23 protein-coding genes and 1 riboswitch are annotated in these 24087 nt (G+C 55.5%); of the genes, 5 read left to right on the top strand and 18 right to left on the bottom strand.

What is annotated here, in order from left to right:
- Positions 1-14 precede the first annotated feature (14 nt).
- The 6 genes from FDW96_RS20780 to moaA all read right to left on the bottom strand — a co-directional run bounded on the left by FDW96_RS20780 (position 15) and on the right by moaA (position 3461).
- Positions 15-719 carry a Bax inhibitor-1/YccA family protein gene (locus FDW96_RS20780; RefSeq protein ID WP_040230421.1) on the bottom strand — a complete coding sequence of 235 codons (705 nt, stop codon included), beginning with the start codon at positions 717-719 and terminating at the stop codon, positions 15-17.
- Between the two features lie 41 nt (positions 720-760).
- Positions 761-1213, bottom strand: a complete 453-nt coding sequence (gene moaE, locus FDW96_RS20775; protein WP_137366211.1) for a molybdopterin synthase catalytic subunit MoaE — start codon at positions 1211-1213, stop codon at positions 761-763.
- Position 1214: 1 nt separating this feature from the next.
- Positions 1215-1460 (bottom strand): molybdopterin synthase sulfur carrier subunit, encoded by a 246-nt coding sequence (gene moaD, locus FDW96_RS20770; RefSeq protein WP_042309621.1) that lies wholly within the window; start codon positions 1458-1460, stop codon positions 1215-1217.
- On the bottom strand, positions 1453-1938 hold the full coding sequence (moaC, locus tag FDW96_RS20765; protein ID WP_061381915.1) for a cyclic pyranopterin monophosphate synthase MoaC: 486 nt from the start codon (positions 1936-1938) through the stop codon (positions 1453-1455). Before moaC ends, moaD begins: the two co-directional genes overlap by 8 nt.
- Positions 1939-1940: 2 nt before the next feature.
- Positions 1941-2453: a molybdenum cofactor biosynthesis protein B gene (gene moaB, locus FDW96_RS20760; RefSeq protein WP_003035187.1), complete on the bottom strand. Its 513-nt coding sequence runs from the start codon at positions 2451-2453 to the stop codon at positions 1941-1943.
- A gap of 18 nt (positions 2454-2471) precedes the next feature.
- Positions 2472-3461 carry a GTP 3',8-cyclase MoaA gene (gene moaA / locus FDW96_RS20755; RefSeq protein WP_061381916.1) on the bottom strand — a complete coding sequence of 330 codons (990 nt, stop codon included), beginning with the start codon at positions 3459-3461 and terminating at the stop codon, positions 2472-2474.
- Positions 3449-3594: riboswitch (molybdenum cofactor riboswitch) on the bottom strand. (Overlaps the previous gene by 13 nt.)
- 289 nt (positions 3595-3883) lie before the next feature.
- On the opposite strand from moaA, the gene yvcK reads away from it, so the two are divergent.
- Positions 3884-4792 carry a uridine diphosphate-N-acetylglucosamine-binding protein YvcK gene (gene yvcK / locus FDW96_RS20750; protein ID WP_137361551.1) on the top strand — a complete coding sequence of 303 codons (909 nt, stop codon included), beginning with the start codon at positions 3884-3886 and terminating at the stop codon, positions 4790-4792.
- A gap of 91 nt (positions 4793-4883) precedes the next feature.
- On the opposite strand, the gene uvrB is transcribed toward yvcK, so the two are convergent.
- The 5 genes from uvrB to bioB form a co-directional block, all read right to left on the bottom strand.
- The gene (gene uvrB / locus FDW96_RS20745) at positions 4884-6905 is read right to left on the bottom strand and encodes an excinuclease ABC subunit UvrB (RefSeq protein WP_042309626.1); all 2022 of its coding nucleotides are present in this window, start codon (positions 6903-6905) and stop codon (positions 4884-4886) included.
- A 617-nt stretch (positions 6906-7522) separates the two neighbouring features.
- Entirely contained in the window at positions 7523-8221 is a 699-nt protein-coding gene (gene bioD, locus FDW96_RS20735) for a dethiobiotin synthase (protein ID WP_137366209.1), read from the bottom strand.
- Positions 8214-8969, bottom strand: coding sequence for a malonyl-ACP O-methyltransferase BioC (gene bioC, locus FDW96_RS20730; RefSeq protein WP_137366208.1), 756 nt, complete (start codon positions 8967-8969; stop codon positions 8214-8216). The genes bioD and bioC overlap by 8 nt, the downstream gene beginning before the upstream one ends.
- On the bottom strand, positions 8953-10110 hold the full coding sequence (gene bioF, locus FDW96_RS20725; protein ID WP_137366207.1) for an 8-amino-7-oxononanoate synthase: 1158 nt from the start codon (positions 10108-10110) through the stop codon (positions 8953-8955). Before bioF ends, bioC begins: the two co-directional genes overlap by 17 nt.
- Positions 10107-11147: a biotin synthase BioB gene (gene bioB, locus FDW96_RS20720; protein ID WP_061381921.1), complete on the bottom strand. Its 1041-nt coding sequence runs from the start codon at positions 11145-11147 to the stop codon at positions 10107-10109. The genes bioF and bioB overlap by 4 nt, the downstream gene beginning before the upstream one ends.
- A 76-nt stretch (positions 11148-11223) precedes the next feature.
- On the opposite strand from bioB, the gene bioA reads away from it, so the two are divergent.
- Together bioA and FDW96_RS20710 are read left to right on the top strand one after the other, a co-directional pair.
- Positions 11224-12513 (top strand): adenosylmethionine--8-amino-7-oxononanoate transaminase, encoded by a 1290-nt coding sequence (bioA, locus tag FDW96_RS20715; RefSeq protein ID WP_137366206.1) that lies wholly within the window; start codon positions 11224-11226, stop codon positions 12511-12513.
- A 57-nt stretch (positions 12514-12570) separates the two neighbouring features.
- Positions 12571-13047: a kinase inhibitor gene (locus FDW96_RS20710; RefSeq protein ID WP_038639028.1), complete on the top strand. Its 477-nt coding sequence runs from the start codon at positions 12571-12573 to the stop codon at positions 13045-13047.
- Between the two features lie 96 nt (positions 13048-13143).
- Here the strand turns inward: FDW96_RS20710 and hutH are convergent, their stop codons facing one another.
- From hutH to hutI, 5 genes are all read right to left on the bottom strand, one after another.
- Entirely contained in the window at positions 13144-14664 is a 1521-nt protein-coding gene (gene hutH / locus FDW96_RS20705; RefSeq protein WP_137366205.1) for a histidine ammonia-lyase, read from the bottom strand.
- A 1-nt stretch (position 14665) separates the two neighbouring features.
- Entirely contained in the window at positions 14666-16351 is a 1686-nt protein-coding gene (hutU, locus tag FDW96_RS20700; RefSeq protein ID WP_137366204.1) for a urocanate hydratase, read from the bottom strand.
- 137 nt (positions 16352-16488) lie between these two features.
- Complete coding sequence (locus FDW96_RS20695; RefSeq protein WP_137350185.1) at positions 16489-17208, bottom strand: histidine utilization repressor; 720 nt, start codon at positions 17206-17208, stop codon at positions 16489-16491.
- An 86-nt stretch (positions 17209-17294) separates the two neighbouring features.
- Positions 17295-18236, bottom strand: coding sequence for a formimidoylglutamase (gene hutG / locus FDW96_RS20690; RefSeq protein ID WP_137350186.1), 942 nt, complete (start codon positions 18234-18236; stop codon positions 17295-17297).
- Entirely contained in the window at positions 18233-19456 is a 1224-nt protein-coding gene (gene hutI / locus FDW96_RS20685) for an imidazolonepropionase (RefSeq protein WP_137366203.1), read from the bottom strand. The genes hutG and hutI overlap by 4 nt, the downstream gene beginning before the upstream one ends.
- A gap of 224 nt (positions 19457-19680) precedes the next feature.
- Here hutI and FDW96_RS20680 point away from each other — a divergent pair, with 224 nt between their 5' ends.
- The gene (locus FDW96_RS20680) at positions 19681-20964 is read left to right on the top strand and encodes a putative acyl-CoA thioester hydrolase (RefSeq protein ID WP_061381947.1); all 1284 of its coding nucleotides are present in this window, start codon (positions 19681-19683) and stop codon (positions 20962-20964) included.
- 82 nt (positions 20965-21046) lie between these two features.
- Here the strand turns inward: FDW96_RS20680 and pgl are convergent, their stop codons facing one another.
- Positions 21047-22042: a 6-phosphogluconolactonase gene (pgl, locus tag FDW96_RS20675; protein ID WP_042309651.1), complete on the bottom strand. Its 996-nt coding sequence runs from the start codon at positions 22040-22042 to the stop codon at positions 21047-21049.
- Positions 22043-22207: 165 nt separating this feature from the next.
- Between pgl and FDW96_RS20670 the strand changes: the two genes are divergently transcribed.
- Positions 22208-23026, top strand: a complete 819-nt coding sequence (locus FDW96_RS20670) for a pyridoxal phosphatase (protein WP_137366202.1) — start codon at positions 22208-22210, stop codon at positions 23024-23026.
- Here the strand turns inward: FDW96_RS20670 and modC are convergent, their stop codons facing one another.
- Entirely contained in the window at positions 23027-24085 is a 1059-nt protein-coding gene (modC, locus tag FDW96_RS20665; protein ID WP_038638999.1) for a molybdenum ABC transporter ATP-binding protein ModC, read from the bottom strand.
- Positions 24086-24087: the final 2 nt, after the last annotated feature.

Below are 24087 nucleotides of genomic sequence, written 5' to 3'. Positions count from 1 at the left end.
CCGGCAACAGATAATTAACGACGATTGCCGAAGATGCGCAGCAGCATCAGGAACAGGTTGATAAAGTCCAGATACAGCGTTAGTGCGCCAAGAATCGCGTATTTGCGCAGATTTGAACTGTCGCGCAGGTCGATCTGCTCACCGATGTTTTTCAGCTTCTGCGTGTCATAGGCGGTCAGACCGACAAACACAATCACCCCAATGTAGGTTACCGCCCACATCAACGCTTCGCTCTTCAGCCAGAAGTTAACCAGTGAAGCCAGCACAATACCGATTAGCGCCATAAACAGCATATTGCCGAAACCGCTGAGATCGCGCTTAGTGGTATAACCATACAGGCTCATGATGCCAAACATCCCGCCGGTGACCACAAAGGTACTGGCGATAGACGAGTAGGTATAGACGATGAAGATGCTCGACAGCGTTAACCCGGTTAACGCCGAATAGAGCATAAACAGCGTGGTTGCCATACCGGCGCTGAGCTTTTGCACCATGCCGGACAAAACGAACACCAGCGCAAGCTGGGCGATAATCAGGCCAAAGAAGGTGATTTTACTGGAGAAGACAAACATCATTACCGCGGGCGTATTTGCCGCATACCAGGCGATAAACGCCGTCAGCAACAACCCGCAGGTCATCCAGCCATAAACCTGCGCCATATACGTTTGCAGACCGGAACGCGCCTGCACAATAGAATCGGATCGTGGGAATCGGTCCATGACAATCTCCTGAATCAGTATGAGCCTACAACAATTGTACTCTACCAGCGTTTTGCTGCTAGCTTATCGCTGTCACGGGCATCCACCCAACGTTCACCTTCCGGCGTGGCCTCGCGCTTCCAGAACGGTGCGCGGGTTTTCAGATAATCCATAATGAACTGCCCGGCTTCAAACGCGCTACTACGATGCGCGCTGGTTACGCCGACAAAAACGATTTCGTCGCCGGGCCACAGCGCGCCAATGCGATGGATCACCGTCACGCGACCTAATGGCCAGCGCGTACGCGCCTCGTCGACAATCTCCGCCAGCGCTTTTTCGGTCATGCCGGGATAGTGTTCCAGCGTTAACGCCTGCACACTGTCGCCGAGATTGTGGTTACGCACTTTACCGGTGAAGGTCACCACCGCGCCGTCTTCATCGCGCTCGGCAAGCCAGGGATACTCTTCCCCAACGCTGAACGGCGCATGCCCGACAACAATTCGCGTCTCAGCCATCTTAACCTCCGGTTACCGGTGGGAAGAAAGCCACTTCATCACCCGCGTTAAGAGGGTGGTCAAAACTGACCAGCGTCTGGTTCACCGCCGCCAGCAGCTTGCCGTCTTCCAGCGCCAGCGCCCAACGATCGCCTTTCGTCGCCAGATGCTGGCGCAGCGCTTCGACCGTTGCAAATTCAGCGGTGACCTCTAACGCATCCGTGTTGACCAGCTCACGGACCTGGGCAAAGAAAAGAACCTTAATCATGCGCATCCACCTTAAAATCGCCCGACTTACCACCACTTTTTGCCAGCAGGCGCACCGGACCAATCACCATGTCCTTTTGTACCGCTTTGCACATGTCGTAGATGGTCAACGCCGCCACGGAGGCCGCCGTTAACGCTTCCATTTCCACACCGGTTTTCCCACTCAGGCGACACAGCGTCTCAATGCGTACACGATCGTGTTCCGGTTCGGCATGCAGGTTAACTTCGACCTTGCTCAGCATCAGCGGGTGACACAGCGGGATAAGATCCCAGGTCCGTTTGGCCGCCTGAATACCGGCAATGCGCGCCGTGGCGAAAACGTCGCCTTTATGGTGGCTACCATCGATAATCATCGCCAGCGTTTCGCTACGCATCGTCACGAATGCTTCAGCACGCGCCTCGCGTACCGTTTCTGCTTTACCAGAGACATCCACCATGTGGGCTTCGCCAGCGGCGTTAATATGAGTCAGTTGCGACATACTTATTTCTTCAAATGTGGGTGGAAATTACACGGACGCGTACGGGCATCAAGCTGCGGCGCAATGATATTTTCCCAGGCGGTACGACACGCTTTGGTCGAACCCGGCATGGCGAAAATCAGCGTTTTATTCGCGACCCCGGCAATTGCCCGGGATTGCAGCGTCGCGGTGCCGATCTCTTCAAACGAGAGCATACGGAATACTTCGCCAAAACCCTCAACTTCTCTGTCGAACAGCGGTTGCAGCGCTTCCGGCGCCTGGTCACCTTCGGTCAGTCCGGTGCCGCCGGTAATGAGCACGACCTGCACATCGTCACTGGCAATCCAGGCGGAAACCTGGGCGCGGATGGCATAGCGGTTCTCTTTGACAATCGCCTTGTCAACAATCTGATGGCCCGCTTCCTGCGCCGAGTCACGCAGGTAGTGACCAGAGGTGTCATCCTCTTCGCCGCGACGGTTGGAAACAGTAAGAATAGCAATGCGTGTCGGGATAAATTCAGCGCTTACCTGACTCATGAAAACTCCTTTTAGCGATCAGCCGCCAATGTAAGATAAGTTTTGCGTAATACCGGTATTGTTCTGATGCAGGAAATGGGTCTGCTTTTTCTCCAGCAGCGCGGTTGAAATGCGTTCTTCCAGCGCGGATTGCTGAGCGTCATCTTCCAGCAAGTCACGCAGGCTTACGCCGCCTTCACCAAATAAACACAGATGAAGCTTGCCGACAGAGGAAACGCGCAGACGATTACAGGTGGCGCAAAAGTCTTTCTCATAAGGCATGATCAGACCAATTTCGCCAGCATAATCTGGATGACAGAAAACCTGAGCCGGACCGTCGCTGCGCAGGCGTTGCTGGTGGATCCAGCCGCGACGCAGAAGCTCATCGCGCAGTACTTGCCCTGAGATATGATGCTTACGGAAGAGAGAGCTGCCCTCGCCCGTTTCCATCAGTTCAATAAAACGCAGTTGAATAGGACGCGGTTGGATCCACGCCAGGAAGGTGTCCAGTTGATGATGGTTTACATCGCGCATCAACACCGTGTTGACCTTCACTTTTTCAAAACCGGCATCAAAGGCGGCGTCAATGCCCGCCATCACCTGCTGAAATTTGTCCTGCCCGGTAATGGCGTGAAACTGACGGGCATCGAGACTGTCGACGCTGACGTTGAGTGCCGTCAGACCTGCATCGCGCCAGGCGGCAGCATCGCGCGCCAGACGATAACCATTGGTCGTTACCGCAATCTGACGGATGGCGTCGTTTTCACGCACAGCGGCAATAATATCGGTAAAATCGCGACGTAATGAGGGTTCGCCCCCTGTCAGGCGCACTTTTTCCGTCCCCAGGCTGGCGAACGCTCGGGTGACGCGGCGAATTTCATCAACGGTCAAAAAGCCGTTATTGGTGACTCCACCGGGCTTATAGCCATCCGGCAGGCAGTAGGTGCAACGAAAGTTACACACATCGGTAATCGACAAACGTAAGTAGTAAAACTTACGCGCGAAAGCATCGGTAAGCTGAGAGCCCATGTACACCTTTCCAAATACGGGAGACGCAGTCATTTCTTCCTGCGCCCTGGTGACAATCTCGTTCGAGCATTGCCACGGCCAAAGCACCGTATCATTTGACCCAGGTGCAGAGGCTAGAGTGTTTATACTCATCATACTTTGAGTACGTAGTGGTTATGCCGATACTAGCGTGTAAATGGCGATAATGCCAAGCACACTTACGCTGTATAAATATGTATATAGCGTCATGATCGTGCAATTTCGCTACAGAATAAGCAAAAACCACAGTTTTGCATTGATATACATCATCTTGCTGTCAGGTGCATGTCGTCAGAAAGGGGTAGATCGCCGAAAATTAATTTCGGCAAATGCCAACTGGATAATTGCTGAAAACACGCTATTTACGGTACTGTAGCGCCGATCAATTGATATCAGGAAACTCTATGCGCACTCGCACGCTGGCAGATTTAGATCGCGTTGTCGCTCTCGGCGGAGGGCATGGATTAGGACGCGTTCTCTCCTCACTTTCCCCTTTAGGTTCACGACTGACGGGTATCGTAACCACCACGGATAATGGCGGCTCCACGGGGCGTATTCGTCGTTCTGAAGGCGGCATCGCCTGGGGTGACATGCGTAACTGCCTGAACCAGTTAATTACCCAACCCAGCGTTGCATCCGCTATGTTTGAATACCGTTTTGGCGGTAATGGCGAGCTTTCCGGACATAACCTCGGAAATTTAATGTTAAAGGCGCTCGATCACCTCAGCGTGCGGCCTCTGGAGGCCATTAATTTAATTCGCAACCTGCTGAAGGTGGATGCGCATTTAATTCCGATGTCAGAGCTGCCGGTGGACCTGATGGCTATTGATGATCAGGGGCATGAAGTCTATGGCGAAGTGAATATCGATCAGCTCACTATCCCTCCTCAGGAACTGATGCTGTCGCCAAAAGTCCCCACCACGCGAGAAGCGGTTGAGGCAATCGCCGAAGCGGATTTGATTCTGATAGGACCAGGCAGTTTTTATACCAGCCTGATGCCGATCCTGCTGCTCGACGAACTGGCGCAGGCATTACGGCGTACCCCCGCCAGGATGGTCTACATTGGCAACCTGGGTCGCGAATTAAGCCTGCCAGCAGCCAGCCTGACGCTTAACGATAAGCTGGCAATCATCGAACAGTACGTTGGCAAGAAAGTGATAGACGCGGTGGTTGTCGGCCCGAAAGTAGATGTTTCCGCCGTTACCGGCCGCATTGTGATTCAGGAAGTACTGGAGGCCAGCGATATTCCGTACCGTCATGACCGTCAGCTGCTGCACCGCGCTCTGGAGAAAGCGGTACAGGCATTAGGCTGAACGGACCTGCCTGATGCGCTGCGCTTATCAGGCCGACAAACGCAAGCACCCCGTAGGCCGGATAAGGGGATACCCCGCATCCGGCACAAGTTTACGATGCCGCAATAAATAACTCGCGCAGTTGATGCAGTTGATCGCGGATCGTCGCTGCCTCTTCAAATTCGAGATTCTGCGCATGCTGCATCATTTGCCCTTCCAGCTCGTGAATCTTCTGCTGCAAAGCTTTTGGCGTCATATCCAGTTCGACAACGTCAGACTTCGTACCCGCACGTGACTTCCCTTTGCCCTTCGCCTTGGTCTTCGCAATATTCTGACCCAGCGCCAGAATATCAACCACTTTCTTGTTCAGCCCCTGCGGCGTAATACCGTGCTCTTCGTTGTAACGCTGCTGCTTCTCGCGGCGACGTTCAGTTTCACCAATCGCCCTGGCCATCGAGGCGGTAATTTTATCGCCGTAGAGAATGGCCTTGCCGTTGATGTTACGCGCCGCGCGACCGATGGTCTGGATAAGTGAGCGTTCAGAGCGCAGGAACCCTTCTTTGTCTGCGTCCAGAATCGCCACCAGCGAGACCTCAGGCATGTCCAGGCCCTCGCGTAACAGGTTGATACCCACCAGCACGTCAAACTCGCCCAGACGCAGGTCACGAATGATTTCCATGCGTTCCACGGTATCGATGTCGGAGTGCAGATAGCGCACCCGCTCGCCGTGCTCTTCGAGGTATTCGGTGAGGTCTTCCGCCATGCGTTTGGTGAGCGTGGTGACCAGCACACGTTCGTTAATCGCCGCACGCGTGCGGATCTCCGACAGCAGATCGTCAACCTGCGTCGCCACCGGACGCACTTCTATCACCGGATCCAGCAGGCCGGTCGGTCGTACCACCTGATCAACCACGTCATCACCGGATTTCTCCAGCTCATAGTTCCCCGGCGTTGCCGAGACGTAGATGGTCTGCGGGGCCAGCGCCTCAAACTCTTCAAATTTAAGCGGACGGTTATCCAGCGCCGAGGGCAGACGGAATCCGTATTCGACCAGGGTCTCTTTACGCGCCCGGTCGCCACGGTACATGCCACCAATTTGCGGAATAGTGACGTGGGATTCATCTACCACCAGCAGACCATCGGCCGGCAGGTAATCAAACAGCGTCGGCGGCGGCTCGCCTGGACCGCGTCCGGACAGATAGCGGGAATAGTTTTCAATCCCCGAGCAATAACCCAGCTCGTTCATCATTTCCAGATCGAACTGTGTACGCTGGCTTAAGCGCTGCTCTTCCAGCAACTTGTTATTCGCCAGCAAATTTTTACGGCGGTCTGCCAGCTCGACTTTAATTTCTTCCATCGCCTGCACGATACGTTCGCGCGGCGTGACGTAGTGCGTTTTCGGATAGATGGTGTAGCGGGAAATGGTCGATTCAACCTGCCCGGTAAGCGGGTCAAACAGCGACAAACGCTCGACTTCCTCATCGAACAGTTCCACGCGCAGCGCAATGTCGTCGGATTCAGCCGGGAAAATGTCGATAACTTCACCGCGCACGCGGAAGGTCCCGCGCTGGAATGCCTGATCGTTACGGGTATATTGCAGCTCCGCCAGACGACGCAGGATCGCGCGCTGGTCGATAATCATCCCCACCGTAAGGTGCAGCATCATTTTCAGGTACAGGTCCGGGTCGCCCAAACCATAAATGGCGGAAACCGACGCCACCACAACGACGTCACGACGTTCCAGCAGCGCTTTGGTCGCCGACAGACGCATCTGCTCAATGTGTTCGTTGACCGATGCATCCTTCTCAATGAAGGTATCAGAACTCGGTACGTAAGCTTCCGGCTGATAATAGTCGTAGTAGGAGACAAAATATTCCACCGCGTTTTCCGGAAAGAACTCTTTCATCTCACCGTACAGCTGCGCAGCAAGCGTCTTGTTAGGCGCCAGCACCATGGTAGGACGCTGTAGGTCCGCAATTACATTCGCGATGGTGAATGTTTTCCCCGAGCCCGTCACCCCCAGCAGCGTCTGATGCGCCAGACCGTCCTCTAGACCTTCTTCCAGGCGACGTATCGCCTCAGGCTGATCGCCAGAGGGTTTAAAAGCGGAATTTAGTTTGAACGGTTTACTCATGAGCAGCTACCTGAAGCAATGGGCGGGCAGGTGTGTAATTTTACTCGCAGTAGTATATTTTGCCAGTAAAATATACTGGATGAAAAAACAGTAACGCGCCAGAATATTTCTGTTACACCCGTCAAATGGCCGTGGCTGCAGGCCAAAATTTGCCCCCAGACAAAATAAAACACCAGCAAAAATGTGTTATCCCCAAACCAATGCCTTTTTTAACATTTGTCAAGCCAGCCGATGAAAGTTTTATGGCAACACATGACACTTCTGCGACAGCCATTGATTTTATCTAACCACCTGTAATTTAATGATTATTATCTCAAGCCGTCTTTCGCATCAATTTAGTCGCAGGCCGCGTCTTCTCTCGCTTACATTGTGTTTTCTAACCCTAATACACAAGGTTATCCACAGGAATAGTGGATAACTGCCTCCAGCCCGTGTGGACTGTAGCCTGGCAAAAACGCACTGACTCTCTTTTCCGAGGGGATAAAAAAAAATTATCGCTATTTTTTGATATTTATCAGCTAACGAGGCGGTCAGTGAGAGCCGAGATCTTGCTCGCATTTTCACCATATTCTTGTCCGCGTACTGCAATAGCGACCAGCGTTATTTCCCGCCTCGATTCAACCGGCTGATGCCGTCAAAGACAAAATGCTGAGATCGAGATAACGTCCGGTCGATGCCTGCTCAGGATCTTCTGCCAGCCAGGGAATTTCCCCCAGCCCAGGTGCCGGAATCACGCGCTTCAGCGTCGCCATGTATTCCGCATGACGTTTGCCGGGCGGCGTCACATCATTGGCTACCCATCCGGCAAGCGTCAGTCCGGCCTGCTGCACCGCCTGGGCGGTCAGAATAGCGTGATTGATGCAGCCGAGCTTAACGCCAACCACCAGAATCACCGGCAACTGCTCAGTTTTGACCCAGTCGGAAAAACTCAGCGTTGGCGAAAGCGGCGTAAACCATCCCCCTGCCCCCTCCACCAGTACCCAGTCAGCCTGCGCTTCAAGCGTGCGTAACCCTGCAGACATCACGGAAGCCAGAATGGGACGACCTTCGTCGGCGCTGATGATATGCGGCGAGGTGGGTTCGGCGAAGGTGTAGGGATTGATCGCCGCATAGTCCGCCGCCACAACGCTATTGCGTTGTAATGCCAACGCATCGCTGTTTCGCAGGCCATCAGCTGTCATTTCACTGCCTGACGCCACCGGCTTGTAGCCGACGGTTCGCAACCCCAGCTGTCCCGCAGCCTGAAGCAACGCACAGCTGGCGATAGTTTTACCGACTTCGGTGTCCGTCCCGGTGACAAAATACGTTTTAGTCACGTTGAATTACTCCTAAAAAAAGATGGTAGGTCAGCGGGTATTTCCCCTGCTGACAGGGCCAGGCTAACTGTAGCTGGCGCAGCTGAGAGCGCGTTAGCACACGCTGCTCGCGCCCATCATGCAAATGCGTCGCGCCAATGCCTTTTAGCGAGCGCATGGCGCTCAGCGCATCATCAAACCACAGCGTGACGGCATGAGACTGGTATTCAACATCCCAGTCATACAGGGCGTTTTCCAGTTGTTCCACGGGCAAAAAACGGTTGGCATGCTCCCGATCGTCAACCGCCTGCCAGGCCTGACGAAGTTCCGGCATCGACCCCTGCGCCAGGGTACTAAACGCCACCGTCCCGCCAGGACGCACCACCCGGTAAAGCTCGCTTAACGCGCCGCGCAGGTCGCTACACCACTGTACGGCCAGATTACTCCAAGCCAGGTCAAAGCTCGCAGTTGCCTGCGGGATGGCTTCGATATCCGCCAGCAGATAGTGATGGGCGACATCGTGACGCTGCGCTTCAGCCAGCATTTGCGATGACAGATCCAGCGCGCAAACCTCGCTCCCCTGCTCGCGCCAATAGCGACTCATACGCCCCGGCCCACAGCCCGCATCCAATACCTGCGAGAACGTGCTGCCATCCAGTAGCGCCAGTAACGCATCGGCACTCTGACGCTGTAACTCTGCGTGTTGCTCATAGTGAGTGGCAGCGCGGCCAAACGCGGCGGCAATCGCCTGTTTATTGACCTGCGCCATGCAACACCTCCAGTAGACGATCGATATCCTGCACCTCATGTGCCTGCGTCAGCGTCAGCCGTAATCTGGCCGTACCGGTGGGCACCGTCGGCGGGCGAATTGCCGTCACCCAGCATCCCTGTTGTCGTAGCGCATCCGCCAGCTGTAAGGCTTTATGGTTATCACCAACAATCAGCGGCTGAATAGCACTGGTAGAATTCGCCAGCGTTAAGCCCGCCGTATTCACCCCGGCGCGAAAACGCTGGATCAGCATCGCTAACTTTTCCCGGCGTTCATCGCCTTCACGGCTGCGGATCACCGCCAGCGCGGCGCGCAGAGCCTGAGCCTGCGCCGGAGGCATACTGGTGCTGTAGATCAGATGACGGGCAAACTGCAACAGATAGTCGGCCACGCTGTCAGAACACAGGATTGCCGCGCCGCTGACGCCAAATCCTTTACCAAACGTCACCACTAACAGTTCGGGTTTGACCTGCTGTCGCCAGCAGGAGCCGCGCCCTTCTTCACCGGTTACGCCAACGCCGTGCGCATCGTCCACCAGCAGCCACGCACCGTGACGTTCCGCCACCGCGTGGATTTCAGCGAGCGGCGCGCTGTCGCCATCCATGCTGAATACGCCTTCAGTGACCACAAGCTGCTGCCCCGGACAGGGGACAGTCAGCAGACGACCCAGATGTTGCGGATCGTTATGGGGAAAGCGACGTAAAACAGCAGGGCTAAGGCTGGCGGCCTCCAACAGCGAGGCATGGCTAAGCCTGTCGGCGACAATGCGATCGTCTTTTTCCATCAATGCGGCTATCACCGTCTGATTAGCGGCAAAACCGGAGATAAATAACAACGCCCGCGAATAGCCCAGCCACTGCGCCAGCTCTTCTTCCAGCGCCTGGTGAGCCACGGAATAACCGCTGACATGACCCGATCCGCCGCTGCCGACGCCAAAACGTTCAGCTCCCTGCTGCCACGCGCAGATAATCTGCGGATGATGGCTTAAGCCAAGGTAGTCGTTGCTGGAGAAATTCAGATACTGGCGGCCGTCGGTCTGCAACCAACGACCGGCGCCCTGAGTCACCGCATAGCGCCGACGCCACGCATCAGCGCAACGACGCGCCGTGAGCGCATCGTCAATTTTTTGCTGCCAGGTCATACGGTTGCCGCGTTGTAGTAATCGTCGGTATCCGGGGTACGCAGCGCCTGCTCCAGACGTTGTTGCTGTTCGTTATCCCCGGCCAGCACCGCCGTTTGCTGCGGGTTGAGACCCAGCTTGCGGAACAACAGCAAATCTTTATCTTCATTCGGGTTCGGCGTGGTCAGCAATTTGCAGCCGTAGAAAATCGAGTTAGCCCCGGCCATAAAGCACATCGCCTGGGTTTGCTCGTTCATCTGCTCGCGCCCGGCAGAAAGACGCACGTAAGAGGTTGGCATCATGATGCGCGCCACGGCGATGGTGCGGATGAAATCAAACGCGTCGACGTCGTCGTTATCCGCCAGCGGCGTGCCCTTCACTTTCACCAGCATGTTGATCGGCACGCTTTCAGGCGGCGTCGGCAGATTGGCTAATTGCAGCAGCAGACCGGCGCGATCGGTGACCGTTTCGCCTAATCCGACAATACCGCCTGAGCAGACTTTAATCCCGGCTTCACGCACTTTATCCAGCGTATCCAGACGTTCCTGATAAGACCGGGTGGTGATGATATTGCCGTAAAATTCCGGCGAGGTGTCGAGGTTATGGTTGTAGTAATCCAGACCCGCATCGGCCAGGCGCTGGGCCTGGGTTTCGTTGAGCGTGCCCAGCGTCATACAAGCTTCCAGCCCCAACTCTTTCACGCCCTGAACCATCTGTTCCAGGTAAGGCATATCGCGCTCGTGCGGGTTCTTCCACGCCGCCCCCATGCAAAACCGCGTTGAACCGGCCTGCTTCGCCTTACGCGCCGAGTCCAGTACCTGTTCCACTTCCATCAAGCGTTCAGTTTCCAGACCCGTTTTATAGCGGGAACTTTGCGGGCAGTATTTGCAGTCTTCCGGGCAGGCGCCGGTCTTAATCGACAACAGCGTACTGACCTGTACCTGCCGCGGATCGAAGTGCTGACGATGAATCTGTTGCGCTTCAAACAGCAGATCAAGCAGTGGTTTTTCAAATAATTCGGTGACTTGCGACATTGTCCAGCGAGAAGAATGAGCCATATTGATATACGTTTCGTTGTCAGTTTGGTGTAGACTCGTAAACCTAAATCTTTTTAATTTGGTTTACAAGTCGATTATGACAACGGACGATCTTGCATTTGACCAACGCCATATCTGGCACCCTTACACCTCCATGACCTCCCCGTTGCCGGTTTATCCGGTGGCGCGGGCCGAAGGTTGCGAACTGGTTTTAACCAGCGGTGAGCGGCTGATTGACGGCATGTCGTCCTGGTGGGCGGCGATCCACGGTTACAATCACCCGCAGTTGAACGCCGCAATGAAAACGCAGATTGACGCTATGTCGCATGTGATGTTTGGCGGCATTACCCATGCCCCGGCCATCACGCTATGTCGCCAACTGGTGGACATGACGCCCGAAGCGCTGGAGTGCGTTTTTCTCGCGGATTCAGGTTCGGTCGCCGTAGAAGTCGCAATGAAAATGGCGCTGCAATACTGGCAGGCTAAAGGCGAATCCCGTCAGCGTTTCCTGACGTTTCGTAACGGCTATCACGGCGATACCTTCGGCGCGATGTCGGTCTGCGATCCCGACAACTCGATGCACAGTCTGTGGAAAGGGTATCTGCCGGAAAACCTGTTTGCGCCTGCGCCGCAAAGCCGCATGGGTGGCGAGTGGGACGAACTGGACATGGTGCCTTTTGCCCGCCTGATGGCCGCGCATCGTCACGAGATTGCGGCGGTGATCCTTGAGCCAATTGTGCAGGGCGCTGGCGGCATGCGCATGTACCATCCTGAGTGGTTAAAGCGTATCCGTAAGATGTGTGATCGGGAAGGCATCCTGCTGATTGCCGATGAGATTGCCACCGGATTTGGCCGCACCGGCAAGCTATTTGCCTGCGAGCACGCCGATATTACGCCGGATATTTTGTGCCTCGGCAAAGCGTTAACCGGCGGAACGATGACCCTTTCCGCGACCCTGACCACCCGCCTGGTCGCAGAAATCATCAGCAACGGCGAAGCGGGCTGCTTCATGCACGGCCCGACCTTTATGGGCAATCCGCTGGCTTGTGCCGTCGCCTCCGCCAGCCTGTCGCTTCTCAACACTGGCGAGTGGCGCTCGCAGGTCGCGGCCATTGAAGCGCAGTTGCGTGCAGAACTCGCCCCGGCGGCGGACTCCAGCTGGGTCGCCGACGTGCGCGTGCTCGGCGCAATCGGCGTGATAGAAACCACCCAGCCGGTAAATATGGCGGCACTGCAGAAGTTCTTTGTTGAACAGGGCGTGTGGGTCCGACCGTTTGGCAAGCTGATCTATCTGATGCCACCGTACATTATTCAGCCCGAGCAGTTGCGCCGCCTGACTCAGGCCATCAATGAAGCTGTGTGCCATGCAACATTTTTTAGCGATTAATCAGCGGTAAGCTCTACGGTTTCTGGCTACACTTTTTGGCTAACGAGAGGAGTCAGTATGAAACTAATCAGTAACGATCTGCGTGATGGGGAGAAGCTTGGGCATCGTCACGTCTTTAACGGCATGGGATATGACGGGGATAATATTTCTCCGCATCTGGCATGGGATGATGTGCCCGCCGGGACTAAAAGCTTTGTCGTGACCTGTTACGATCCTGATGCTCCCACCGGCTCCGGCTGGTGGCACTGGGTAGTCGTAAATCTGCCTGCGGATACCCGCGTTCTCACGCAAGGCTTCGGCTCCGGGCTGGTTGCACTGCCGGACGGGGTGATTCAGACCCGTACGGATTTTGGTAAAGCCGGTTATGGCGGCGCAGCGCCGCCGAAGGGGGAAACTCATCGCTATATCTTTACGGTTCACGCACTGGATGTAGAGCGTATTGATGTCGATGAGGACGCCAGCGGCGCGATGGTTGGATTTAATGTTCACTTCCACTCGCTCGCCAGCGCCTCGATTACGGCGATGTTTAGTTAAGTGCTGTTGTGCCGGATGTCGGCTTCGCCTTCATCCGGCCTACAAAGCAGACCGTAGGCCTGATAAGACGCGTCAGCGTCGCCATCAGGCATTTCTCTACAGAAATTCAGGCAGCAATTTCAGCAACGTTCCTTGCGCTAACAGTTCAGTCGCACACTCAATATCCGGGGCGAAAAAGCGATCCTGCGTATAATGGGCAACCCGCTCGCGTAGCGCCTGGCGCGCTTGCTCGAGCAATGGACTTGAGGTTAACCCTTCGCGCAGGTCGATCCCCTGACACGCCGCCAGCCACTCCACGGCAATCACGCCGCGCGTATTCGCCGCCATCTCCCACAATCTGCGACCCGCCGCGGGAGCCATAGAGACGTGATCTTCCTGGTTGGCGGAGGTCGGCAAGCTGTCCACACTGTGCGGATGCGCCAGCGCTTTGTTCTCGCTCGCCAGCGCGGCAGCCGTCACCTGAGCAATCATAAAGCCGGAGTTAACTCCGCCGTTTTTCACCAGGAACGGCGGCAACTGCGACATGTGTTTATCCATCATCAGCGCAATGCGTCGCTCCGATAACGACCCGATTTCCGCAATCGCCAGCGCCAGGTTATCTGCCGCCATCGCCACCGGTTCGGCATGGAAGTTGCCGCCTGAAATCACATCGCCCTCTTCGGCAAATACCAGCGGGTTGTCGGAAACCGCGTTAGCTTCCACCAGCAGGACATCCAATACCTGGCGCATTTGCGTCAGACACGCCCCCATCACCTGCGGCTGACAGCGCAGAGAATACGGATCCTGCACTTTTTCACAGTTATGATGCGACTGCGAAAGCGCGCTGGTGTCGCTCAACACATGGCGATAAAGTGCTGCGGCATCAATCTGTCCACGCTGTCCTCGCGCCGCATGAATGCGGGCATCAAACGGGCGGCGGGAACCGAGCACAGCTTCGGTGGTTAACGCCCCGCACACCGTCGCAGACGCGAACAGCTCCTGAGCTTCAAATAACCCGCGCAGCGCAAAGGCGGTGGACGCCTGGGTGCCGTTGAGCAGTGCCAGCCCTTCTTTTGCTTCCAGCGTTATCGGCTCCAGCCCGGCCTTTTTCAGCGCTTCGGTCGCCGGGAGCCATTCCCCCTGCCAGCGCGCCTTCCCTTCACCCAGCAGCGTCAGAGACATATGCGCCAACGGCGCCAGGTCACCCGATGCCCCCACTGAGCCTTTCGCCGGGATCAGCGGATACACCTCGGCATTTACCAGCGCAATCAGCGCTTCAATCACGCTCAGGCGAATACCGGAAAAACCGCGCGCCAGGCTGTTGATTTTCAGCACCATAATCAGACGCACCATCGCGTCGTCCAGCGCCTCGCCGACGCCAGCCGCATGGGAAAGCACCAACGAGCGCTGTAAATTCTGCAAATCTTCTGTGGCGATACGGGTCTGGGCCAGCAGGCCAAAACCGGTATTAATGCCGTATGCCGTACGGCCTTCAGCGACAATGTTATTGACGCAGGCGACGCTTGCATTAATGGCGTCAATCGCGCTGGCATCAAGGCTTAGTTGGACCGGCTGCTGCCAGATGTCACGGAGCTGTGCAAAAGTCAGTTGGCCCGGCGTTAATGTCATGGTATTCATCTCAGCGTTTCCCCTGCGTCGCAGCAACCATCGGCAAATTCAATCCTTCTTCGACAGCACATTCCACCGCAATATCATACCCGGCGTCAGCGTGGCGCATCACCCCGGTGGCCGGATCGTTATGCAATACCCGGGCAATACGCGCAGCGGCTTCATCAGTGCCATCACAAACAATGACCATCCCGGCATGCTGGGAGAAACCCATTCCCACTCCGCCACCGTGGTGCAATGACACCCACGTCGCACCGCTGGCGGTGTTCAGCAGCGCATTCAGCAGCGGCCAGTCGGATACGGCGTCAGACCCATCGCGCATGGCTTCGGTTTCGCGGTTCGGACTGGCAACGGAGCCGGAGTCCAGATGGTCACGGCCAATAACAATTGGCGCGGACACTTCCCCCCTGCGCACCATTTCATTAAACGCCAGCCCCAGCTTTTGGCGCCATTCCAGGCCGACCCAGCAGATACGCGCCGGTAAGCCCTGAAAGTTAATCCGCTCACGCGCCATGTCCAGCCAGTGATGTAGATGCTTATCGTCAGCCACGATCTCTTTCACTTTGGCATCGGTTTTATAAATATCCTGCGGATCGCCGGAAAGCGCCACCCAGCGGAACGGGCCAATGCCACGACAGAACAGCGGTCGAATATACGCTGGCACAAAGCCGGGGAAATCAAAGGCATTTTCCACGCCCATCTCTTTGGCCATCTGGCGAATGTTATTGCCGTAATCAAACGTCGGTACGCCCATTTTGCTAAATGCCAGCATCGCTTCAACATGCGTTGCCATTGAGCGTTTCGCCGCCTGCACTGTACCCTGCGGATCGGACACCGCTTTCGCCTGATACTCTTCCCAGCTCCACCCGGACGGCAGATAACCATGCAGTGGATCGTGGGCGCTGGTCTGGTCGGTCACCATATCCGGGCACACACCACGTTTCACCAGCTCCGGCACAACGTCGGCGGCATTCGCGCACAGCGCAATGGAAACCGCTTTACCCTCACGGGTATACTTATCGATACGCGCCAGCGCATCGTCCAGCGATGTCGCCTGCTCGTCCACGTATCGGGTCCGCAGACGAAAATCAATGCGGCTTTGCTGACATTCAATGTTCAGCGAGCATGCGCCAGCCAGCGTCGCGGCTAACGGCTGCGCCCCGCCCATCCCGCCCAGCCCGGCGGTTAGCACCCAGCGTCCGCTCAGGTTACCCTGATAATGCTGACGCCCGGCCTCAACAAAGGTTTCATACGTCCCCTGCACGATGCCCTGACTACCAATGTAGATCCAGCTCCCGGCGGTCATCTGACCGTACATCGCCAGTCCTTTAGCATCCAGCTCGTTGAAGTGCTCCCAGGTTGCCCAGTGCGGAACCAGGTTAGAGTTAGCAATCAGTACACGCGGGGCGTTGTCATGGGTTTTGAACACACCGACCGGTTTACCCGACTGGACCAGCAGGGTCTCATCGCTCTCCAGTTGCGTCAGCGCATTAACGATGGCGTCGTAACATTCCCAGTCACGCGCGGCGCGGCCAATCCCGCCGTATACCACCAGCTCATGCGGATTTTCCGCCACGTCGGGATCCAGGTTGTTCATTAACATGCGCAGCGGGGCTTCGGTCAGCCAGCTTTTGGCCATTAAGGTGGTGCCACGCGGGGCACGAATATCCTGCTGACGATATTTGCTATGGGACATGACAGAAAACTCCTCACGGACGTCGGATAGATAAGTAACATATACTTGTCTATACAAGCTGCCGCAAGGATGATTTTAACAATTAAGATACATTTTTATTATATTGCGTCAGCAATCACGGTTTTGGTATCCCGACATCAGGACATAAACCGTCCTTGCAGGCGATAACGGGAACCCGGAAACAGCAAACGGGCATGAGAGACAATGGATGACGCGGACCAGGTTTTGCGACGGATCAGCAAGCAGGGATCGTGTTCTTTGATATTCAGCAACGCGCACTCTTCAGCAGTGGCGCGTACCGCTTCGACAATGTGCTCACCTTCCGTTAAAGGGGCGATCAGCGACAGGTAAGCGTGCGGCGTGGTCTGGCTGTAATCCTGCGCCAGATACTCCGGCACAATCTCCGCATTCACACAGCGATCTTCAATTTGTACCGGCAAATCGTTCTCGTAGTGCACCATGATGGAGTGAAAAATGGGGGTGCCTTCTTTAACGTTTAACACCAAAGCCTGCTGCGCATTTGCCTGGGTTCTTTCCAGGGTCAGTACCTCACAGCGGTGCTGATGCTGACGGGCGTTGATTTCATCCGCAATGCTGCGAATTTCAAACAGCGCAGACTGACCTTTTGGCTCGGCGACAAACGTCCCCACCCCCTGCAAACGTACCAGCAACCCCTCATCCGTTAACTCACGCAGTGCCCGATTGATGGTCATTCGGCTAAAACCATACTGTGCCACCAGCTCTGCCTCAGACGGGATACGATCGTGAGCTTGCCAGATGCCGCTGGCAATTTTTTCGCTGATCTCCTGTTTTACCTTTTCGTAAAAAGGGGCCGGAGCAGAACGGGATGGGAGCATGCGTGTGCCTTCCTTAAGCTGAAATGTGAATGGGTATAGTTTACAGACATTACCCGAACCTGATAAGCGTAACGCCCTCAGGCATGTCAGTGCCACCAGTGCGCAATTTGCCAGCCTAATCGCGCCGCAACGCGTGCCGCTCTGCCATCATCGTCAAAGCGTGGATTAAATTCAACCATATCCACCGCCTGCAGTTTACCGCTACGACAAAGGGGTTCAATCAGCCCCAACAGCGTCGCCAACGGTACGCCCAGCGCAGCGGGCGCTGACACTGCGGGCATTTCCCAAACCGGCAGCACGTCAAGGTCGATAGTCAGATAGATGACATCCACGCCAGAGGCAAACTGCGCCAGCTGGGCCTGTGCCGAATCACAGTGCAAATCTTCCACCACGGTGACACCGAGCCGCTGCGCTTCATCCCACAGCGCCTGGGTATTTGCCGCCCGACTGACGCCGATACAGGCATAGTGAAATCCGCGCTGCTGTTCATCGCAAAGGTGCGCCAGCTGGCGAAACGGCGTACCGGATGTGGCCTGGTCGGCATGACGCAAATCGAGATGCGCGTCGAGATTGATGATGCCCACTTTTGCCTGCGGGAACGCATCCAGCACGCCAGCGCCATGCGCAAACGCGGTTTCGTGCCCTCCCCCCAGCACCAGGGTACGCATGTTCTCCTGCTGACAGCGCTGTACCGCCTTGCGTAGCGCCTGCTGCGCGCCCTCAAGATCGGGGGCCTGCGCTACAATATTGCCCAGATCCACCAGCCGCTGATGCCCGTCGTGACTGGCTAAATTCGCCAGCGCTTTACGTAGCGCGTCTGGCGCTCCGGCGGCTCCCGTACGCCCCTGATTACGTTTAACGCCTTCATCACAGGCAAAACCAAGCAGTGCTATCTGCTCAGAGTACATTTCCGGGGAAAACGCCGGACTCAGCGTAATCGTCTGAAACAGGCGCAGCGCAGTCGGCGACTCGGCGCGGTCATCTCGCCCCTGCCATAGTGCAGGAGAAGCAGGTTGCCAGTTAGTCATGCAGCTTGTCCTTTAAATACACGTTGGTAGAGCGGGTTACGCCCTGGCTCATAGAGGATCTCAACCGGGAGTTCGGCATCCCACACCACAAAATCAGCCACAAACCCGGCCTTCAATTGACCGTGAGTGGCATGACGTCCCAGCGCCCGGGCCGCATGACGGGTGACGCCTGCCCACGCTTCTTCCGGCGTTAAGCCAAACTGGACGCAAGCCATGTTCATCGCCCAGTGCAGACTGATAAACGGACTGGTGCCAGGGTTGAAGTCAGTCGCCACCGCCATCGGCACCTGATATTGCCGTAACAGCTCTATCGGCGGACGCTGTTGCTCTTTGAGGAAATAGAAAGCGCCGGGCAACAACACCCCAACCGTACCGCTTTGGCTCATCGCCGCCACGCCCGCTTCATCAAGATATTCAATATGGTCGGCTGATAAACCGTGGTAGCGGCTCACCAGTTGGGCGCCGCCGAGCAGTGACAGTTGTTCAACATGCGCTTTGACCGGGATGCCCAGCGCCTGTGCGGCCTGGAACACCCGCTCACTCTGCGCCAGCGTAAAACCGACGCTTTCACAAAACAGATCGACGGTCTCGAATAGCCCTTGCTCCCACAACTGCGGCAAAATCGTCTCACACACCAGCGTAATATAGCCGTCAGGATCGCCCTGGTATTCCGCAGGGGTAGCATGGGCAGCCAACAGCGTCGGGCTTATTTCAACCACATTTTCCGCCGCCAGCGCTGCCGCCACGCGCAATATTTTCTCTTCTGTTTGCAAATCAAGGCCGTAACCGGACTTTATTTCCAGTAGCGTAACGCCTTCTTTGATCAACCGCTCCATACGCTGATGCGCTATATGAAGAAGTTGTTCATCAGTGGCGCTGCGGGTCGCCGACACGGTGGCATTAATACCGCCCCCCTGGGCGCTTATCTGCTGGTAGGAAACACCGTTAAGCCGCTGCTCCCATTCACCTGCGCGATTCCCGCCAAAGACCAGGTGCGTATGGCAGTCGATCAGGCCAGGGGTAACCAGCCGGCCCTGCATATCAAAGGTATTGTCATGTGTGAGGTATAACGAAGACTCCGGCACAATAGCGCGAATCTTACCCTGGCGGACGATCAACGCATGTCCATCCACCAGCCCATACGGGTTATCACGTTCAGGATCCATGGTCGCCAGGCGAACATTGCGCCAGATAACATCATCAGGGAAGAATTGCTGCATTTGACTCACCACTTGTCATAGGTTGTATAGACATTTATTTTTGATTCCGCGGATGTTGTCAACCTGAAGGACCATAATTGTTATCTATTTGTGATATAAGGTCTCTCCGCGCCGGGCATTACGGCGATAAAAAAGAACTTTTTACCTTTTAACCTTCCCGTTTCGCTCAACTTAGTATAAAAAAGCAGGCTTCAATGGATAACTTTCAAAGCCCGGAGCAACCTGTGAACATATCATCAGTTTCCCGTCTGGCGCTGGCAATGGCTTTTGGCGTGACGCTGACCGCCTGTAGCTCTACACCGCCCGATCAAATTCCTTCCGATCAGACCGCGCCAGGCACCGCTTCGCGCCCGATTCTGTCGGCCAATGAAGCGAAAAACTTCGTCGCCGCGCACTATTTTTCCGCGCTGACGCCAAATACCGCGCCATGGAGCCCCTCTGCTATTACTTTGCCCGCGCAGCCTGACTTTGTCGTTGGCCCGGCAGGCACCCAGGGCGTGACGCATACCAGCATTCAGGCTGCGGTTGATGCGGCAATCATCAAACGTACCAACAAACGTCAGTACATCGCGATCATGCCGGGTGAGTATCAGGGCACGGTCTATATTCCGGCAGCGACGGGTAGCCTGACGCTTTATGGTACTGGTGAAAAACCGCTGGATGTGAAAATTGGCCAGGCCATTGACGGTGATATGAGCACCGCTGACTGGCGTCGTACGGTGAACCCGGGCGGTAAATATATGCCGGGCAAACCTGCGTGGTATATGTTTGATAATTGCCAGAACAAGCGCGGCACGAATATTGGCGTGATGTGTTCGGCCGTCGTTTGGTCGCAAAATAACGGTCTGCAATTGCAGAACCTGACCATCGAAAACAACCTCGGTGATAGCGTTGATGCAGGTAACCATCCGGCCGTCGCCCTGCGTACCGATGGCGATAAAGTGCAGATCAACAAGGTCAACATCCTGGGCCGTCAGAATACCTTCTTCGTGACCAACAGCGGCGTACAAAACCGTCTGGAAAACGATCGCCAGCCGCGTACGCTGGTGACGAACAGCTACATTGAAGGCGATGTGGATATCGTGTCTGGTCGTGGCGCGGTGGTATTCGATAACACCGATTTCCGCGTTGTGAACTCCCGTACCCAGCAGGAAGCTTACGTGTTTGCACCGGCTACCCTGTCAAACATCTACTACGGTTTCCTGGCTATCAATAGCCGCTTCACGGCAAGTGGTGATGGCGTGGCGCAGTTGGGCCGCTCGCTGGATGTTGATTCTAACACCAATGGACAGGTGGTTATTCGCGACAGCGTGATTAACGAAGGCTTTAACATGGCGAAACCGTGGGCTGACAGCGTTATCTCAAAACATCCATTTACCGGTAATACCGGTGCGGAAGATGATAAAGGCGAAATCCAGCGCAACCTGAACGACACCAACTTCAACCGCATGTGGGAATACAACAACCGCGGTATTGGTAGCAAAGTGATTGCTGAACCTAAGCAGTAATCGCCATTCTCTGATGTAAACCCGGCAGACTCATGCTCTGCCGGGCAATGTGCCGGATACTCATCCGGCATTAGACGCAATATTAGTACGCGTTAACCACCACCCACATCGGGCCCTGGCCTACCGCGTAACGACCTTTCTCCGTCAGCAACCCTTGTTCGCCAGCGATCTCGTACACCGCGATGTGATGAGATTTTTGCCCGGCGGCGATCAGGTATTTACCGCTGTGGTCGATATTAAAACCGCGCGGTTGCGTTTCGGTCGGCTGGAAGCCTTCTTTCGTCAGCACACTTCCGTCTTCTGAGACGCTAAACACCGTAATCAGGCTGGCGGTACGATCGCAGGCATACAGATGACGACCATCCGGTGTAATATGAATATCTGCCGCCCATCGGGTATCGGAGAAATCAGTTGGCATCATATCCAGCGTCTGCACACACTCAATTTTGCCGTGCGGATCTTTCAGCTCCCAGACGTCAACAGAGCTGTTCAGCTCATTCACGCAATAGGCGTATTGCTTATTCGGATGGAACACCATATGACGCGGACCCGCGCCTTCCACGGTGGTCACTTCTGCTGGCTCCTGGGCGACCAGATGACCATCATCACTGACGTCAAACAGACAGATACGATCCTGCTTCAACGCCGGGACCCACAGAATGCGGTTATCCGGAGAGATGTTGGCCGAGTGGCAGCCGTCAAGACCTTCAATCACATCCACCAGCCCCACCGGTAGACCATCTTCCAGACGCGTGACGCTCACGCTGCCCGCATTATAGGAGCCGACAAACACAAAACGCCCCTGATGATCGGTAGAAATATGCGTCGGGCTACCCGGCAGTGCAGACTCCGCAACGAAGGTCAGCGCACCGTCATCAGGCGCAATACGATATGCCAGAACACGAAACTCCGGGCGCACACCGACATAGAGATAGCGCTTATCCGGGCTGACGACCATCGGCTGTACCTGACCCGGCACATCAACCACCTGGGTCAGCGTCAAAGAACCATCGTGATTCAGGCTCCAGACATGAATTTGCTGACTCTCAGGACTGGCGGTATAAACGGTTTGTTTCATGAATACTCCTTTGCTTGTTGGCAGGTGGCTGCAATTGCCTGACACACGCCTAAGGTAGACGCTTTTAACGGTGAATGCTTAATTAAGACTCAGAATTTTGTCCGGCTCCCGTCTCGGTGTACCATTCCAACAGACACAATTCTCAACCTTAATCTGGAAAAACCTATGACCGCACGCGTGATTGCCCTGGATTTAGACGGTACCTTGCTGACCCCGAAAAAAACCTTGTTGCCATCCTCTCTTGAAGCGCTCTCACGCGCCAGAGAAGCAGGCTACCAACTTATCATTGTCACAGGTCGCCATCACGTTGCTATTCATCCTTTTTATCAGGCGCTGGCGCTGGATACACCTGCAATTTGCTGCAACGGCACTTACTTGTATGATTATCATGCAAAAAAGGTACTGGAATCCGATCCTCTTCCGGTTGACCAGGCATTGCAGCTGATCGAAATGCTGGATGAACATCAAATTCATGGACTGATGTATGTTGACGAGGCCATGCTGTATGAGCGTCCGACCGGGCATGTGGTGCGTACCGCTAACTGGGCGCAAACGCTGCCGCCGGAACAGCGCCCAACCTTCACCCAGGTTCCTTCGCTGGCGCAGGCCGCGCATGATGTCAACGCCGTGTGGAAATTTGCCCTTACCGACGAAGATATTCCAAAACTGCAGCAGTTTGGTAAAGACGTTGAACAACAACTGGGGCTGGAGTGTGAATGGTCCTGGCACGATCAGGTCGATATTGCCCGTAAAGGTAACAGCAAAGGGCGACGCCTTACCCAGTGGATTGCAGCACAGGGAGGGTCAATGGAAAATGTGATCGCCTTTGGCGACAACTTTAACGATATCAGCATGCTGGAAGCCGCAGGCACTGGCGTGGCGATGGGCAATGCGGATGACGCGGTCAAAGCCCGCGCCAACATCGTGATTGGTGACAATACCACCGACAGCATCGCGAAGTTTATCTACACCCACCTGCTGTAATCAGGCGGTGATCGACACGCTTTTAATTTGCGCGTACAGCCACAGGCCAGGTTTGATGCCAAGCTCATCCCTGGCCCACGGGCTGATCCTCGCCCACAGCGTTTTCCCGCCTACCTCAAGCTGCACTTCCACCTGGCCGTTATCGTCATAGCACTGGGCGACCTTCGCACGCAGTATGTTACGAATACTGGTCTGCTGGGGCGGCTGGAGTACCAGCGAAACATCAGACGCCTGAATGCGAATGCGCAGCACGGATTGCAGCGGCTGCTCAAGCTTATTGACCCACAGATGCTGATCGCCCAGCGCCAGCGCGGTCATCGCGTAGTGAGGATGATGCTCCAGCACGCTGACTTTCAGAATGCTGCTCTGCTGTTCTTTCGGCAGCCAGGGGTGCATTACGCTACTCCCCCAGACGTCCTCCAGCGAACCAAATGCTTTGACCTGCCCGTTTTCCAGCACCATCACTTTGTCTGCCAGGTGCAAAATCTCATCAAGCGAGTGGCTGACATACAGCATCGGAATATTAATTTCACGCGCCAGACGTTGCAGATAAGGCAGCAGCTCGCGTTTGCGCGGAATATCCAGCGAGGCTAACGGTTCATCAAGCAGTAATAACTCTGGCGCGGTAAGCAGCGCCCGACCAATAGCGACGCGCTGTTTTTCGCCGCCGGAAAGACTTCCCGGTAGGCGATCAAGCAGCGGTTCAATGCCCAGCAACGCCACCAGCTTATCAAACTGCCCGGCCATGCTTTTCGCCATACCGTAGCGCAGGTTACCGCGCACCTTATAATGGGGAAACAGACGCGCATCCTGGAATACATAGCCCACCCGACGCTTTTCAGGCGTTAAGCAGATTCCGTTTTCGACATCGTTTAACACCCGACCGTTAAGCACAATACGCCCGGACTGCGGCTGCGTCAGGCCGCTGATAGCGTTGATCAGCGACGTTTTCCCAGCGCCGGATACGCCAAAAATAGCGGTAATCCCACTGGCAGGCAGCGTTTCATTGAGCGTCAGGCAATGGGTTCCCAGCGTCTGGGAGAAGTTAAGTTCCAGCATGA

Origin of the sequence: Citrobacter sp. TBCS-15 (assembly GCF_005280815.1) — a bacterium.
Classification (GTDB): Bacteria; Pseudomonadota; Gammaproteobacteria; order Enterobacterales; family Enterobacteriaceae; genus Citrobacter; species Citrobacter werkmanii.
This window is presented reverse-complemented; position numbering and strand designations above follow the sequence as displayed.

What these genes read in the sequence shown, in the direction of transcription:
- FDW96_RS20780 (WP_040230421.1), bottom strand. Translation starts at nt 719, where the DNA reads ATGGACCGATTCCCACGATCCGATTCTATTGTGCAGGCGCGTTCCGGT.
- moaE (WP_137366211.1), bottom strand. Translation starts at nt 1,213, where the DNA reads ATGGCTGAGACGCGAATTGTTGTCGGGCATGCGCCGTTCAGCGTTGGG.
- moaD (WP_042309621.1), bottom strand. Translation starts at nt 1,460, where the DNA reads ATGATTAAGGTTCTTTTCTTTGCCCAGGTCCGTGAGCTGGTCAACACG.
- moaC (WP_061381915.1), bottom strand. Translation starts at nt 1,938, where the DNA reads ATGTCGCAACTGACTCATATTAACGCCGCTGGCGAAGCCCACATGGTG.
- moaB (WP_003035187.1), bottom strand. Translation starts at nt 2,453, where the DNA reads ATGAGTCAGGTAAGCGCTGAATTTATCCCGACACGCATTGCTATTCTT.
- moaA (WP_061381916.1), bottom strand. Translation starts at nt 3,461, where the DNA reads ATGGGCTCTCAGCTTACCGATGCTTTCGCGCGTAAGTTTTACTACTTA.
- yvcK (WP_137361551.1), top strand. Translation starts at nt 3,884, where the DNA reads ATGCGCACTCGCACGCTGGCAGATTTAGATCGCGTTGTCGCTCTCGGC.
- uvrB (WP_042309626.1), bottom strand. Translation starts at nt 6,905, where the DNA reads ATGAGTAAACCGTTCAAACTAAATTCCGCTTTTAAACCCTCTGGCGAT.
- bioC (WP_137366208.1), bottom strand. Translation starts at nt 8,969, where the DNA reads ATGGCGCAGGTCAATAAACAGGCGATTGCCGCCGCGTTTGGCCGCGCT.
- bioF (WP_137366207.1), bottom strand. Translation starts at nt 10,110, where the DNA reads ATGACCTGGCAGCAAAAAATTGACGATGCGCTCACGGCGCGTCGTTGC.
- bioB (WP_061381921.1), bottom strand. Translation starts at nt 11,147, where the DNA reads ATGGCTCATTCTTCTCGCTGGACAATGTCGCAAGTCACCGAATTATTT.
- bioA (WP_137366206.1), top strand. Translation starts at nt 11,224, where the DNA reads ATGACAACGGACGATCTTGCATTTGACCAACGCCATATCTGGCACCCT.
- FDW96_RS20710 (WP_038639028.1), top strand. Translation starts at nt 12,571, where the DNA reads ATGAAACTAATCAGTAACGATCTGCGTGATGGGGAGAAGCTTGGGCAT.
- hutH (WP_137366205.1), bottom strand. Translation starts at nt 14,664, where the DNA reads ATGAATACCATGACATTAACGCCGGGCCAACTGACTTTTGCACAGCTC.
- hutU (WP_137366204.1), bottom strand. Translation starts at nt 16,351, where the DNA reads ATGTCCCATAGCAAATATCGTCAGCAGGATATTCGTGCCCCGCGTGGC.
- FDW96_RS20695 (WP_137350185.1), bottom strand. Translation starts at nt 17,208, where the DNA reads ATGCTCCCATCCCGTTCTGCTCCGGCCCCTTTTTACGAAAAGGTAAAA.
- hutG (WP_137350186.1), bottom strand. Translation starts at nt 18,236, where the DNA reads ATGACTAACTGGCAACCTGCTTCTCCTGCACTATGGCAGGGGCGAGAT.
- hutI (WP_137366203.1), bottom strand. Translation starts at nt 19,456, where the DNA reads ATGCAGCAATTCTTCCCTGATGATGTTATCTGGCGCAATGTTCGCCTG.
- pgl (WP_042309651.1), bottom strand. Translation starts at nt 22,042, where the DNA reads ATGAAACAAACCGTTTATACCGCCAGTCCTGAGAGTCAGCAAATTCAT.
- FDW96_RS20670 (WP_137366202.1), top strand. Translation starts at nt 22,208, where the DNA reads ATGACCGCACGCGTGATTGCCCTGGATTTAGACGGTACCTTGCTGACC.
- modC (WP_038638999.1), bottom strand. Translation starts at nt 24,085, where the DNA reads ATGCTGGAACTTAACTTCTCCCAGACGCTGGGAACCCATTGCCTGACG.